Below are 14,012 nucleotides of genomic sequence, written 5' to 3'. Positions count from 1 at the left end.
GTTGTCAGCAGGCCCCCCGCACCATGGCGTCCTTCGCAACTTCACTGCAGACAAGGACACCGCCATGAGCGCTTCGACCCCTTCCGCCATCACCACCACCGCCATCAACTGGTTCGAGATCCCCTGCGCCGACCTGCCGCGCGCCCAGGCGTTCTACGAACAGGTGCTGGCCCGCCCCATGCAGCACGAGGACTTCGGCGGCGGCCCCATGGTGCTGTTCGCCCGCGATGGCGGCGCCACCGGCGGGTGCCTGTGCACCGGCCCGGACTACCGCGTCGCCCCCGGCGCCGGCGTGCGCATCTACCTGGACTGCAGCCCCAGCCTGGACGCCGCCGTGGCGCGCATCGCCCCCGCGGGCGGCCAGGTGGTGGGCGAGGTGCTGGAGCTGCCGCGCGGCATCGGCTACATCGCCCACATGGTGGACGTGGACGGCAACACCATCGGCCTGCACGCGCAGACACGGTGAGGGCGCCGGCCGTGCCTATCATCGGCCGCCGGGCGCGAGCGCCCCTCACGCGGGAGCCGGAAGCCCTCCGGCGCTCCTGATTCGATAGCTGCACGCCCTCATATGCATTGGGCTGCAGCCGTTTTCCATCCCTTATTCGTGTGGATTAGTGCATGCGCCGTGCGGACCGCCTCTTCCAGATCGTGCAGCTCATCCGGGGCCGGCGCCTGTCCACGGCCGACTTCCTGGCCGGGCGGCTGGAGGTGTCGGTGCGCACCATCTACCGCGACGTGGCGGACCTGCAGCGCCAGGGCGTGCCCATCGAAGGCGAAGCCGGCGTGGGCTACCGCCTGGGCCCGGGCTTCGAGCTGCCGCCGCTGATGTTCAGCCAGGGCGAGGCCAACGCCCTGGTCGCCGCAGCGCGGCTGGCCCAGGCCTGGCTCGACCCGGGCCTGGGCGCCGAGGTGGAGAGCGCGCTGGGCAAGATCCTGTCCGTGCTGCCGCCCGCGGCCCGCGCCGCGGCCGAGGCCCAGGCGCTGTACGCCCCCGCGGTGGGTCTGGGCGAACGGGAGCAGGCCACGCTGCAGGCGCTGCGCGAGGCCGTGCAGCGCCGCCAGATCGTGCGCATCGACTACGCCGACGAGCAGGGCCGCCCCAGCGCGCGCCGCCTGTGGCCGCTGGGCTGCTTCTACTGGGGCCGCGTATGGACCATGGCCGCCTGGTGCGAACTGCGCGGCGACTTCCGGGGCTTCCGCATCGACCGCGTGGCCGCACTGCAGGTGCTGGACGAGCGCTTTCCCGTGCAGCCGGGCCGCACGCTGGCCGACCTGCTGCGCAAGGAGAAACGCAGGATGGCCGACCGGGCGGCGGCCCGCGCCGACGTGGCCGGCGAGGCGCCGCGGCCCCTCGGAACGTGTTGACGATCTCGGAACGTGTTCACGTTCTCAGCGCGGCCGGCGCATGAGGAAGCGCGCCTCGGGCGTGATCTCGAAGTAATCCGCCGGCCCGCCGCCGCGCAGGATGGGCCGCGCCGCCGCCGTGTCGTAGAGGCCGCCGGGCAGCAGCGCCTGCGCGATGTGGACCTGCACCACCTCGGCCAGCACCATCCAGGTATCGAGCGCGCGGCCCTGCAGGTCGGCCAGGCGCTGCACCTGGGTCACGCGGCATTCCAGCGACACCGGGCTCTGCGCCAGGCGCGGCGCGGCCACCTGCACGCAGGGCGCGGGCGTGAGGCCTGCGAGCGCGAATTCGTCCTGCTCCGAAGGCTGTTCGCTGCTGGTGGCGTTCATGGCCTCGGCCAGCTCGCGCGTGGCCAGGTTGAAGACGAATTCGCCCGTCGCCTCGGCATTCGCCACCGTGTCCTTGTAGCCCACGCTGGAGAACGCCACGATGGGCGGGCGGTAGTTGAAGATGTTGAAGAAGCTGTAGGGCGCCAGGTTGATGCGGCCCGCGGCGCTGCGCGTGGAGATCCACCCGATGGGCCGGGGCCCGAGGATGGAGGGCAGCGGGTCGTGCGGCAGGCCGTGGCCCTGGGCCGGCACGTAGCTGTGCAGAGCGTCGGCACCGAGGTCCGCGTCGGGGTATTTCAGTGAGGAAATCATGCTTGCAGTCTGCCCGCACGAAACGCCGCTGTGGCTGGCCAGCATGCATTCCTGCACGAATCGACTGGCCGGCGCAGGCATTGGACAGAGCAAAGAGACCCGTGGCCACCGCGCATGCCACCGAACTCAAGCGACTCAGTCAGTCCGCGGGGCCGTAGCGGTCGATGAGCTCGTGCAGCGCCGCCTTCAGCGCCTCGGACTTGCGCGCGCCCAGCGAGGCCAGCACCATCTTCTCGTGCAGCTCGGCCTGGGCGAGCAGGCCCGAGACCAGCTTGCGCCCGCTGCGCGTGACGCGCACCCGCGTGACGCGGCCGTCCTTGGCGTCGGGCACGCGCTGCACGTGGCCCTGGGCTTCGAGCCGGTCGAGCAGCCGGGTGACGGTGGGCTGCTTGCTCACCGTCTTCTGCGCCAGCCGGCTGATGCCCATGGGGCCGTTGCCCACCAGGGTGGAGAGCACGCGCCACTCCAGCACCGACAGGCCCTGCGATTCCACCACCGCATGGAATTCGGACGACACGAGGTGCCAGGCCTGGCCCAGCAGGGCGGGAAGGTAGTGATCGACGAAGGGTTCGGACTCGGACATGGGCGGGGGTGCGGCAACGGCCTCGGTACCGGCGGGCTCTGCCGCCGTCCCGCCGCTGCCGGGCAGGATTGCGCCCCATTCTAGGGCGCCCCCCGGCCCCCGCCCGGCCGCCGCAGGCGCCGGCTGTGATGCCGCGCTGCCTGCCGCTGCCGCCTGGGCGGCAGCCCCGGCCTCTTCAATAGCGTCCGCTGAGCAGCGCGCCATAGCCCGGCACCTGGGTGGAGAGGCCCAGCTTCTTGAGCATCTGCCAGGTGGTGGCCACCGACGAGCACAGCACCGGCAGGCCCACGCGGTCTTCGATGGGCTGCACCGAGGCGAGCGAGGGCATCTGCACGCAGGCCGATGCGACCACCGCATCCACGCCGGCGGTCTTGAGCTTCTTCGTGATCTCGATGGGCGCGCGCGGGTCCTGGCGGCCGACTTCGAGGTTGTCGGGGATCTCCAGCGAGATGCTGTCCACCACCTCGATGCCTTCGCTCTCGATGTAGTCGATCACCAGCTGCGTGAGCGGCTTCATGTAGGGCGTGAGGATGGACACCTTCTTCGCGCCGATGGCGTGCAGGCCATCGACCAGCGCCCCGGCGCTGGTGACCACGGGCGCGGCGCCGCCGTTGTCCACCGTGCGCTGGTGCAGGCGCGCTTCGGAGACGCGGTGGTAGCCGCGGCCCATGCTCATGATGGCGACCAGGCATGCGTAGCCCAGCACATCGACGCGCGCGTCCGACAGCTCCAGCGCGCAGCGGTCGCTGTCGCCGTCCATCGCGGCCAGCTCCTCCTTGGTGACGTGCTTCATCCGCATGCGGCTGGAATGGAAGGTGAAGCGCTCCGGGTGCAGCGCCTCGCGCGCGCGCAGGACGGCCGGGATCTCCGTTTCCATGGTGGTGTTGGAGCTGGGCACGATCTGCCCGATGCGGAAGGCGCGGAGGGTGGCGGTGGTGTTGCTGGTCATGGCTGGATTTCCTGAAAGGCGTCCGCGCCGTCCTGCGTCGGCTGCAGGGCGTCGGTCTCTGCCGGCGCATCGTCGAAGCGCGCGGCCTGCAGCGGCCGGCGGTTCACGCGCAGGTCGAAGACGTCGAAGCGGTTGTAGTGGCCGGTGATGTCGTGCATCTGGCGCGGCTGGATGCAGCGGCCCAGGTCGATGTCGGCGTAGGTGATGCCCTCGGCGTCGATCAGCGGCTGGCCGATCACGCGGCCATCGGGGCCGAGGAAACCGGAGAACGCGCTGTTCTTGCGCGTGAGCAGCTCGCGCGCCTTGGGGTTGAGCGGCTCCATCGCGGCGATGATCTCTTCCGACACGGTGGAGCAAGAGACGATGGTGAACAGCTTGCCCTCGAAGCAGTGGGCCGCGGCGCGCACCTTGATGGCCTCGGCCATGTCGTAGTCGGGCGGCGCCACGGGCAGCGAGATGTAGCTCGCCACATGCACCAGCTCGCCCTGGGCCAGCAGCGCGAAGCGTGCCAGCGTGTTGGTGTTCTCGCCGCAGGCCAGCGCCCCCAGCGGGCCGATGGAGGTGCGGTGCACGCGCAGGGCCGAGGCATCGCCCGGCGCCCAGGTGAGCTTCTCGGCCCAGGTGGGCACCAGCTTGCGGTGGCGGCCCAGGATGCGGCCGTCGTCGGCGATGGTCACCACCGTGTTGTAGATCGTGCCGATGCCGTGGCGGCTGCGCTCGTTCACGCCGATCACCACGTGCGTCTTGTGGCGCGCCGCGGCCTGGGCTATTTTTGCGATCTCGGGGCCGGGAATCTCGATGGCCGAGCGCGCCAGGCGCTCGAACCAGGGGCTGCCCTCGATCGGGTTGGCGATCCAGCTCCAGTACGGGTAGCCGGCCACGAACACCTCGGGGAAGGCGACGAGCTGCGCGCCGTTGCCGGCGGCTTCGGCGATGAGGCGGCAGACCTTGTCCACCGTGGCATCGGTGTCGAGGAAGACCGGGGCGGCCTGCACGGCCGCCGCCTTGAAGCGGGGAAGTTCAAGCATGGAAGACCTTTCTTGCGTGGTTAAAGGGGGACGTCAAGGCGTGGCCTCGGCGTCGATGGCGCGTGCCGGCGCGTTGGGCAGCAGCAGGCAGCCCAGCACGCCGACCACCGCGGTCACGGCGACCGGGTACATCAGCCCGCCGAAGATGTTTCCGCTGGCCTGGGCCAGGTAGGTGGCGGTGAAGGGCACGATGCCGCCGACGATGCCGGCGCCGATGTGGTAGGGGAAGGACAGCGCCGTGTAGCGAATGCGTGGCGGGAAAAGCTCCACCAGATAGGCAGCCACCGGCCCGTACACCATGGCCACCACGGCCGTCATCAGCACCAGCAGCGCGATGATGCGGACGCGGTCCACGCGCGCCGGGTCGGCCGTCTTGGGATAGCCGGCCTGCGCCAGTGCCTGGGCATAGGCCTTGGGATCGAAGCCATCGACGGTTTGCCCGCCCACGGTCATCGCCAGCGCCTGGCCGGGCAGCGGCGGGGCGTACTCGAAGGTCACGCCCTGGGACACGAAGAACTTCTTCGCCTGCACGCAGGGCTTCTTGTGGTCGGGGTGGGTGCTCACCAGAGCGGCTTGCAGGCCGAAGTCGCAGCGGCCGTCCTGCGTGTCCGCATGGATCTGCACCGGCGTGGTCCGCATGACCTCGGCCAGCGCAGGATTGCCGGCGGCGAGCAGCGCGCCGAACAGCGCGTGGTAGCTGAGGGCGGCCGTGAACAGGCCGGCCACCATGATCCACTTGCGGCCGATGCGGTCGGAGAGCCAGCCGAATAGCACGAACGTGGGCGCGCCGATCAGGAAGCCGATGACGACCAGCTCGTACACCAGGGTCTGATTGAGCTGCACGGCCTGCTGCAGGAAGATCATCACGTAGAACTGGCCCGTGAAGTAGGTCGCTCCCTGGCCCGCCGTGACGCCCACCAGAGCGATGAGCACCAGGCGCAGACTGCTCCATTGCCCGAAGGTCTCCTTGACCGGGTTGCCGGCCAGGCGCTTTTCCTGCTTCATGCGCAGGAACACCGGCGACTCGTGCAGCTTGGAGCGCACGTAGACGGATATGGCCAGCATCACGATGGACAGGATGAACGGCAGGCGCCAGCCCCACTGGCGGAAGTCCTCGGGCGACATGCTGGCCTGGGTCGCCAGGATCACCAGCAAAGAGAGGATGAGGCCGGCCGACGAGGTGATCTGGATCCAGCCGGTGAGCAGGCCGCGGCGGCGGGGCTCGCAATGCTCCGCCACATAGATCACGGCACCGCCGTACTCGCCGCCCACGGCCAGGCCCTGGATCACGCGCAGCGTGAGCAGCAGGATCCATGAAAGGTGGCCTGCCGACTCATAGGTGGGCAAGCAGCCTATGAGCACCGTCGCGCCGCCCATCATGACGACGGTGGTCAGGAAGGTGACCTTGCGGCCGAGCTTGTCGCCCAGGTAGCCGAAAAGCACCGCGCCCAGCGGGCGAATGATGAAGCCCACGGCCAGAGCCCCCAGGGCGGCGAGCAGGGCCACGGTGGGGTTGCCGTGGGGAAACAGCACCTGGCTCATGAAAACGGCCAGCGTCCCGTAGATGAAGAAGTCGTACCACTCGAACAGCGTGCCCATCGTGGAGGCAATGACCACCTGCCGCTCTTCGCTTCGGGTCATGGGCCGGCTTGAAGATTCCGTGATGCGATTTCCCACTGTCGTGTTCATGAACGCTCCCTGTTGAATGGATTTTGTTTGATGATCTCAAAAGCAAAATACATTGTCAAAGAACCTTCCAGGGGCTGGCAGTACGCCCCACGGGTGTGCGCGCGGCCGACGACAATGCGGCGACCCCATTGCACCGAGCGGCTACCGCTCGCACCCGAACGCCAATGACCACCTCCCCGCCCAAGCCTCAGACCGCCGCACCCTCCGCCCCCCACGCTGCCAAAGCCCCTCGCGCAGCCCGCAAATCGCGGCCCGACGAAGGGGGCAAGGCAGGGCGCCGGGGCATCCAGTCCATCGAGACCGGATTCGCGATCCTGGAAGTGATGCGGCGCGCCGGCGGCCCGATCGCGCTGAGCCGCATCGCCGAAGGCGCGCAGCTGACGGTTGCCAACACGCACTACTACCTGGTGAGCTTCCAGAACATCGGACTGGTGCAACAGGACGGCGACACCGGCCACTACGGCCTGGGCGCCTATGCGCTCAAGCTGGGCGTGGCGGCGCTGGAGCAGTTCGACGTGTACAAGCTGGCGCGCCCGGCCATGGCTGCCATCAGCGAGCAGACGGGTCTTACCGTGTTCCTCGGCGTCTGGGGCAACAAGGGGCCGACCATCGTGTACCGTGCCGAGGGTGGCAAGAGCCTGCCGCTGCTGGAGCTGCGCCTGGGCAGCGTGCTGCCCCTGCTGTCCTCCGCGCTGGGGCTGAACTTCTTCGCCCATCTGCCGGTGGAGATGACGGCGGGCATGCTGGAGGACGAACTGCGCGTGCCCATGTCGGCTTCCGGTTTGGCCCGCGGTGACGCCTGCCGCACCAGGGAGCAAGCGATGCAGTTGCGCGAGGACATCCGGGCCCACGGCTTCAGCCGCTGCCAGGACACCCTGCTGCCCAACTTCACCTCGCTGTCGGCGCCGATCTTCGACCTGTCGGGCGGCATCATTGCCGCCCTGACGGTCATGGGCCCCAGCCGCCTGCTGGAAGGAACGGCGGAGGCCGATGTGCTCGGCCTGCTGCAGCGCAACGCCAGCGAGATCTCGCAGACGGCAGGCATGTACGCCTAGCCTCGGCGGCCCGCGGCGTCCTGGCGGTGCGGTAGGCATGGCGTCCGTTCCTGCGCAAGGGGCAACGAGATGCCGCTTCAGTCGCGGCCGGCGCGCGGGTCGTTGCCCACGGCCACCACCGGGTGGCGCAGGCTGCCGATCTTCTCGACGGTGGCGTCGATCACGTCGCCGGGCCAGACCCATTCCTGCGGGCTGCGGCCGGCGCCCACGCCTTCGGGGGTGCCCGTGGCGATGATGTCGCCGGGCTCCAGCGTGATGCCGGCGCTGATGTCGGCGATCAGCGTGTTCACCTTGAACAGCATGTGGCGGGTGTTGGAGCTTTGCTTGGTCACGCCGTTGACCTGCAGGCTCAGGTCCAGCACCTGCGGATCGGGGATCTCGTCGGCGGTGACGATCACGGGGCCGAAGGGCGCATACGTGTCCTGGCCCTTGGAATAGATCCACTGGCCGGCGCGGCGGTTGTCGCGTGCGCTCATGTCGATCATCAGGCTGTAGCCGAAGACGTAGTTCAGGGCCGAGGCCTCGTCCACACGCTTGGCGCGGGTGCCGATGATCACGGCCAGCTCCACTTCCCAGTCCAGCTGGCGGGTGATGTCGGCGTTGTGCTCGATGGCGTCGCCGGGGCCGATGACGGTCGTGGGCGGCTTGGAGAAGATCACGGGCTGCTTGGGCAGGTCCTTGGACGTGTCCAGCGCGCGGCTGGATTCGGCCACGTGCTCCACGTAGTTCAGGCCGATGCCGAAGATGTTCTTGCGCGGGCGGGGGATGGGCGCGAGCAGCTTGACGTTGGCCAGCGGCACGGCCACGCCCAGCGGCCAGCGGCCCTTCTGTTCGGCCAGCAGCTCGGTGGTGGCGGCGATGGCGGCGGGGCCGAGGTCGATGAAGTCCAGCATGTCGTCCGGCAGGTCGTGGCCGGTGTGCTCGCCCAGGCGCTGCAGATCGACGACGAGGCCATCGACGAGGGCGCCCAGGCGGGCGGCGGCGGCGACGTGGGCGCGGTAGGTGACGAGTTTCATGGTGCGGGTCTCCAGTGGGGGTGAATCGGTTGAAAGGGGATGAACGAGGGTTTCGGTGGTGATCAGGCGGGCGCGGACACGGGCTGGTGGCCGCCGTTGTCGGCCAGCGCCTCTTCGCGGTAGAGGTCCAGCTTTTCCATCACCGGCAGGTCGCTGAAGCAGAACAGGCAGGCGTCCTCGGTCTGCGAGGCGTTGGCGTGCTCGTGCCAGGCCCAGGAGGGCACGCAGAAGATGTCGCGCTCCTGCCAGTCGAAGCGCTGGCCGTTGATGATGGAATGGCCGCGGCCCTTGGCCACCTGGTAGAGGAAGCTGCCGGTGTGGCGATGCGCCTTGCCCGCGAAGCCCGGACGCAGGCGCTGCATGCTGGCGCCGATGGTGGGCATGACGTGGCCGCCCGTGACCGGGTTGGTGTAGTGCATGAGCACGTCGTCGAAGGGGTTGCCGTCCGACACCGATGCGTGGCGCACCAGGGCCTCGTAGGTGGGCGCCCATTCGTACTTGAAGAGCGGCGAATAGGGCTTGTTCCAGCCCAGACCGTGCGGGCGCAGGGCCGGCGCGCCCCAGAGCGCGGTGGAATCGTCCACCGGGTGGCCCACGGCCTGGCGCAGGTCGGGGTGGACGACGTAGAAGCCCGCCTCCATGGCGTTGACCAGGGGGATGTCCAGCCCGTCCTGCCAGATGCAGGGCAGGCCGCCGGCTTCCACGCCGTGCTCGTGCCAGGTGCCGTTGGGCGTGAGCACGAAGTCGTTGGCGCCCAGGGTCATCTTGTGGCCGTCCACCACGGTGTAGGCGCCCCGCCCTTCCATGATGAAGCGCAGCGCCGAGGCCGAATGCGCGTGGGCGGAAGCCGCCTCGCCCGGGTGCATCACCTGCAGGCCCGAGTAGAGCCAGCCCACGGCGGCGGAGACTTCCTGCCGGCCCGGGTTGTTCAGGTAGATGACGCGGCGGCCGGCCTTCTCGGGCGTGACCAGCTCGACCGAGCGCAGCACGTGCTCGCGCAGGTCGCGGTAGCGCCAGAGGACCGGCACCGAGGCCGACTTGGGCTGCCAGGGCTCGATCTTGTTGGCCACCGTCCATAGGGCGCCGGCCTTGAGTTGTTCGAGATCGCGGTAGTAGGCGACCAGCTCGGGCGTGTCTTCCACGTCCGCACGGCCGGCGATGCTTTCGCGGTACTGGTCGTAGTTGCCTGCGTCTTTCGTAGCGTCTTGCGTTTGTGCCATGACGATGCTCCTTTGCTTAGCTGTGCGATGAACTGGCGGGTTCTTTCACACCTTCTCAGGCCTGGCCGGCGCGGGCGTAGCCGCGTTCGAGCTGGTCGCGCCCCCACTCGTAGGCGGCGGGCCACTGCACGTCGCGCCAGCCGTGGCGGGCGCTCTGGTCCAGCAGCCAGGCGGCGTTGGCCAGGTGCGGGCGCGAGAGGGCGCACAGGTCGGCACGGCCCGAGGCCACGATGCCGTTGACCTGGTCGGCCTCGGTGATGGCGCCCACGGCGATGGTCGGCACCTGCGCCTCGTTGCGGATGCGGTCGGCGAAGGGCGCCTGGAACATGCGGCCATAGACGGGCTTCTGCTCGGGCGTGACCTCGCCGGACGAGGCATCGACCAGATCGGCGCCGGCTTCCTTCAGGCGGCGGGCGATCTCCACGGCCTCATCGACGGTGGTGCCGCCTTCGGCCCAGTCGGTGGCCGAGATGCGCACCGACAGCGGCAGGTGCTCGGGCCACACGGCGCGCACCGCCGCCACCACTTCGAGCGGGAAGCGCAGGCGGTTCTCCAGCGAGCCGCCGTAGGCGTCGGTGCGCCGGTTGGTCAGCGGCGAGATGAAGGACGAGAGCAGGAAGCCGTGGCCGGCCTGCAGCTCCAGCCAGTCGAAGCCGGCCTCGGCCGCACGGCGCGCTGCCGCCACGAAGCCGTCGCGGATGTGCTCCAGATCGTGCTGCGTGGCTTCGCGCGGCACGGCGGAGATGCCGGGCCGGTAGGCCAGCGCGCTGGCCGACACCAGCGGCCAGTTGCCTTCGGCGAGCGGGTGGTCGGGCTTTTCCCAGCCCAGCTGGGTGGAGCCGCGCCGGCCCGCGTGGTTGAGCTGCACGCCGATGCGCGCGCCGCTCTGGGCATGCACGAAGTCGGTGACCTTCTTCCAGCCGGCGACCTGCTCGTCGTTCCAGAGGCCCGGGTCACCCGGGGTGATGCGCGCCTCGGGCGCCACGGCTGTGGCCTCGGCGATCAGCAGGCCGGCGCCGCCCAGGGCGCGGCTGCCCAGGTGCACGAGGTGGAAGTTGCCGGGCACGCCGTCCTGGCTCGAATAGAGCATGGTGGGCGAGACCACGATGCGGTTGGCGAGCGTGACGCCGCGCACGGTGAAGGGCGTGAGCAGCGGCGGGCGCGGCGGCTGGCTGGCGGGCGTCTCGACGCCGGAGCGTTCGGCCAGCCAGCGTTCGTAGCCTTCAAGCCAGGCCGGGTCGCGCAGGCGCAGGTTCTCGTGGCTGATGCGCTGGCTGCGGGTGAGCAGCGAATAGGCGAACTGCTCGGGTTCCAGGCCGGCGTAGCGCGCCACGTTCTCGAACCATTCGGTGGAGTTGCGGGCGGCGTTCTGGATCTTGAGCACCTCCACGCCGCGCACCTGCTCGTAGTGCTGCAGGCGCTCGCGCAGGTCGCCGCCGCCCTTCAGCGTGTTGGCCAGCTCGATCGCGTCTTCCAGCGCCAGCTTGGTGCCCGAGCCGATCGAGAAGTGCGCGGAATGCGCGGCATCGCCCATCAGCACCACGGGCACGTCGCGGCCTTGCGCGCCGTCGGGCTGCGTCCACTGCACCCAGTGCTGGCAGATCACGCGCGGGAAGCGGATCCACACGGCAGAGCCGCGCAGGTGGGTGGCGTTGCAGATCAGCGGCTCGCCGTCCAGCCAGGGCGCGAAGAGCTTTTCGCAGTAGGCGATGCCTTCTTCCTGCGACATCTTGTCGATGCCGGCGGCCTGCCAGGCGGCGTCGGTGGTCTCGACGATGAAGGTGGAAAGGCCGTTCTCGAACTGGTAGGCATGGGCCTGGAACCAGCCGTGCTCGGTGGGCACGAAGATGAAGGTGAAGGCCTCGAACACCTTGCGCGTGCCCAGCCACACGAAGCGGCAGTTGCGCTGGTCGATGTCGGGCTGGAAGGTATCCGCATAGCGCGTACGGATGGGGCTGTTGATGCCGTCGCTGGCGATGACCAGGTCGGCGCCGTACTGGCGGGCGATCTCCTGGTCGTCCTGCACCTGGGTCTCGAAGACCAGTTGCACGCCCAGTTCCTCGCAGCGCGACTGCAGGATGTTGAGCAGCTTCTTGCGGCCGATGCCGATGAAGCCGTGGCCGCCGCTGCGGATCATGCGGTCCTTGAAGTGGACGTCGATGTCGTCCCAGCGGCTGAATTCGGCCGCGATGGTCTCGGCCGAGACGGGGTCGGCCGTGCGCAGGTTCTCCAGCGTGGCGTCGGAGAACACGACGCCCCAGCCGAAGGTGTCGTAGGGCCGGTTGCGCTCGATGACCACGACCTCGTTGGACGGGTCCTGCAGCTTCATCAGCAGGCCGAAATACAGGCCGGCGGGGCCGCCGCCGATACAGGCGATTTTCATGGTGCGCTCCTTCTTTGTCTCAATGGGTGTCGTCGGGGGTGCCGGGCTCGTCGCCCGCCTCGGGCGCCAGGGCATGGCGCAGCACGTCGGGAATGGCGACGGCCTGGTGCGTCTCCAGCGAGGTGGTCACCACCACCTGCCGCACACGCATGCGCGGCTCGCCGTCGGCACCCTTGCAGGCCAGCTCCAGCGTGATGGACTTGCCGCCCAGCTGCGCCACATCCAGCGTCAGCGTCACGTCGTCGCCCATGCGGCTGATGGCGCGGAAGTCGGCCTCCAGCCGCACGGTGGGCATGCCGAAGCGCAGCTGGCCGATGTAGCCGGCGAAGCCCACCTGCGGCAGCAGCTGGTCCACCCAGGCCTCCAGCAGGTCGTTGAACATCACGAAGTACTGCGGGTAGAAGACGATGCCGGCGGGGTCGCACTCCGAGAAGCGGATGCGGTGCGTGCGGCTGAAGTGGCGCGGGTTCATGCGGGGATTCCTTGGGGGATGAGGGCATGCAGGCGCAGGCTCTCGTCGAGCTTGCGGCCGTGTTCGTCGGCCAGCGCCGCGTCGCGCAGGGTGCGCAGCGTGGCGGGGGCCAGGGAGGCGGCGTGGCGGTCCACCACGGCCATCAGGGTTTCGTAGTTCTTCAAGCCCCGGGCATGGGTGTCGCTGTAGCCCTTGACGAGGCGCTGGCAGCGCGCGGCCTCCAGCGCCAGGGCCGGGTCGATGGCGGCCAGGCGCTGGATGCGCGCGAGCCAGGTTTCGATGCGCTCGGTCTCCAGCTGGTAGCGCAGCGTGCTGCGCCGGCCGCGCCGCCAGCGCGCCAGCAGGTAGAGCGTGAGGAAGCCGCCCAGACTGCTGGTGCGCACGATGCGCCCTTCGCGGGTGAAGCGGCCCACCAGGCGGTGCACGGCGTGCGGGCGGGCCAGCCAGCGGCCCAGGCCGGCGGGCAGGGTCTCGCAGATCTCTTCCAGGCGCGGGTGCATGAATTCCTGGATGTGCAGCACCTGGTCCTGCTTGGCGTGCACCTCGTCGGTCACCCGCTCGAAGCGGCTGGCGCGGGTCTTCAGGTCCGCCACGCGGATCACGTCTTCGTACGACATCCAGAGCGCCAGGTGGCGCGCGGTTTCGGCCAGCAGCGCGGCGTCGGTGCCGCGCGCGGTGGCCAGCGCGTCGAGGCGCTGCAGGTAGAGGGCGGCGTAGTCGATGTCCTGGTAGTCGATCAGGCGGCGCACGCCTTCGACGGCGATGTCCGCCGCCTCGGCCGGATAGGCCGCTGCGCGGGCCACCAGGCGGGCCACGGCGGGGTGGCGGGGCTGCACGCTGGCGGCGGGGCGCGGCTGGGGCTTGTCGGAGGCGATGCGCTCGGGCGCTTCCTGGCGCGACTGTTCGTAGCCCACGCCGAAGGCCTTCAGGCTGGGCTTGACGCCCACGCCGCCGCGCTCGATGGTGGCCTCGAACTGCTGGCGGTTGAAGGGCAGCACGCCCGCACCGCAGAGCGCGCCGAACAGCACGGCGCTGATGACGCTGCCACTGCGCTCGGCGGCGGCGGCCATGTCGAACGAGACGAAGCGCTGCGCGGCGCGGCGGGCCTGGGCCAGCAGCGCGTCGCTGTCCACGCGGCCGTCGCCCATGGCGGACTTCTCGGCGATGGAATAGACGCGGTGGGTGGAGGCGATGAAGGCCGTGCGGTCCGGCGTGACCAGGCCGCGCTGCACGGCACGGCCCGCTTCCATGAGCTCGGAGGCCAGCACGATGTCCACGTCGCCCGGCATGGGCGCCTGGGCCAGCACCGGCACGCGGGCGCCGGTCTGGTCGGCGCCGGGGAACAGCTCCACGTAGTAGATGGTGGCGCCGGTGCGCTGGGCCACGCCGGGCACCGAGGTGGTCTGCGCGAAGTACCCGTTGGATTCGCCCAGATCGACGATCCAGTCGGCCAGCACGCCGCCGCCCTCGCCGCCCATGGCGAGGATCGCGATCTTGATCGGTTCAGTGGTCATGGAAGGCTCCGAAGAAAGCAAGCAAGGAAGAAGGGAAAGCAAGGGAAGGCGGTGCCG

Annotated in this window: 13 protein-coding genes; 3 read left to right on the top strand and 10 right to left on the bottom strand. The window is 69.7% G+C overall.

Features of this window, described 5'->3' with window-relative positions; genetic code table 11:
• Positions 1-64 precede the first annotated feature (64 nt).
• Together BM070_RS03700 and BM070_RS03695 are read left to right on the top strand one after the other, a co-directional pair.
• Positions 65-466 carry a VOC family protein gene (locus BM070_RS03700; RefSeq protein ID WP_092937710.1) on the top strand — a complete coding sequence of 134 codons (402 nt, stop codon included), beginning with the start codon at positions 65-67 and terminating at the stop codon, positions 464-466.
• A 152-nt stretch (positions 467-618) separates the two neighbouring features.
• Entirely contained in the window at positions 619-1,365 is a 747-nt protein-coding gene (locus tag BM070_RS03695; protein WP_092937708.1) for a helix-turn-helix transcriptional regulator, read from the top strand.
• A gap of 24 nt (positions 1,366-1,389) precedes the next feature.
• Here BM070_RS03695 and BM070_RS03690 read toward each other — a convergent pair whose 3' ends face one another.
• The 5 genes from BM070_RS03690 to BM070_RS03670 form a co-directional block, all read right to left on the bottom strand.
• A complete protein-coding gene (locus tag BM070_RS03690) occupies positions 1,390-2,046 on the bottom strand; it encodes a flavin reductase family protein (RefSeq protein WP_092937706.1) in 657 nt (218 codons plus the stop codon).
• A 139-nt stretch (positions 2,047-2,185) separates the two neighbouring features.
• Positions 2,186-2,629 carry a MarR family winged helix-turn-helix transcriptional regulator gene (locus tag BM070_RS03685; protein WP_092937704.1) on the bottom strand — a complete coding sequence of 148 codons (444 nt, stop codon included), beginning with the start codon at positions 2,627-2,629 and terminating at the stop codon, positions 2,186-2,188.
• A gap of 175 nt (positions 2,630-2,804) precedes the next feature.
• Positions 2,805-3,578, bottom strand: a complete 774-nt coding sequence (locus BM070_RS03680; protein ID WP_092937702.1) for a maleate cis-trans isomerase family protein — start codon at positions 3,576-3,578, stop codon at positions 2,805-2,807.
• Positions 3,575-4,606 carry a carbon-nitrogen hydrolase family protein gene (locus tag BM070_RS03675; RefSeq protein WP_092937700.1) on the bottom strand — a complete coding sequence of 344 codons (1,032 nt, stop codon included), beginning with the start codon at positions 4,604-4,606 and terminating at the stop codon, positions 3,575-3,577. Before BM070_RS03675 ends, BM070_RS03680 begins: the two co-directional genes overlap by 4 nt.
• Before the next feature lie 33 nt (positions 4,607-4,639).
• A complete protein-coding gene (locus BM070_RS03670; protein WP_245785096.1) occupies positions 4,640-6,247 on the bottom strand; it encodes an MFS transporter in 1,608 nt (535 codons plus the stop codon).
• Between the two features lie 212 nt (positions 6,248-6,459).
• Here BM070_RS03670 and BM070_RS03665 point away from each other — a divergent pair, with 212 nt between their 5' ends.
• A complete protein-coding gene (locus BM070_RS03665) occupies positions 6,460-7,350 on the top strand; it encodes an IclR family transcriptional regulator (protein WP_092937696.1) in 891 nt (296 codons plus the stop codon).
• Between the two features lie 77 nt (positions 7,351-7,427).
• Here BM070_RS03665 and BM070_RS03660 read toward each other — a convergent pair whose 3' ends face one another.
• The 5 genes from BM070_RS03660 to BM070_RS03640 form a co-directional block, all read right to left on the bottom strand.
• On the bottom strand, positions 7,428-8,366 hold the full coding sequence (locus BM070_RS03660) for a fumarylacetoacetate hydrolase family protein (RefSeq protein ID WP_092937694.1): 939 nt from the start codon (positions 8,364-8,366) through the stop codon (positions 7,428-7,430).
• A 62-nt stretch (positions 8,367-8,428) separates the two neighbouring features.
• Complete coding sequence (locus tag BM070_RS03655) at positions 8,429-9,586, bottom strand: cupin domain-containing protein (RefSeq protein WP_092937692.1); 1,158 nt, start codon at positions 9,584-9,586, stop codon at positions 8,429-8,431.
• 55 nt (positions 9,587-9,641) lie between these two features.
• Positions 9,642-11,969, bottom strand: a complete 2,328-nt coding sequence (locus BM070_RS03650) for a bifunctional salicylyl-CoA 5-hydroxylase/oxidoreductase (RefSeq protein WP_092937690.1) — start codon at positions 11,967-11,969, stop codon at positions 9,642-9,644.
• A 19-nt stretch (positions 11,970-11,988) separates the two neighbouring features.
• Positions 11,989-12,441 carry an acyl-CoA thioesterase gene (locus BM070_RS03645; RefSeq protein WP_092937688.1) on the bottom strand — a complete coding sequence of 151 codons (453 nt, stop codon included), beginning with the start codon at positions 12,439-12,441 and terminating at the stop codon, positions 11,989-11,991.
• Positions 12,438-13,955: an indolepyruvate oxidoreductase subunit beta family protein gene (locus BM070_RS03640; RefSeq protein ID WP_092937686.1), complete on the bottom strand. Its 1,518-nt coding sequence runs from the start codon at positions 13,953-13,955 to the stop codon at positions 12,438-12,440. Before BM070_RS03640 ends, BM070_RS03645 begins: the two co-directional genes overlap by 4 nt.
• Positions 13,956-14,012: the final 57 nt, after the last annotated feature.

It is taken from the genome of Paracidovorax wautersii (assembly GCF_900113035.1).
In the GTDB taxonomy this organism is placed as follows: domain Bacteria; phylum Pseudomonadota; class Gammaproteobacteria; order Burkholderiales; family Burkholderiaceae_C; genus Paracidovorax; species Paracidovorax wautersii.
Note: the sequence above shows the minus strand (reverse complement) of the source record. Positions and strands in the feature narration are given on the sequence as shown.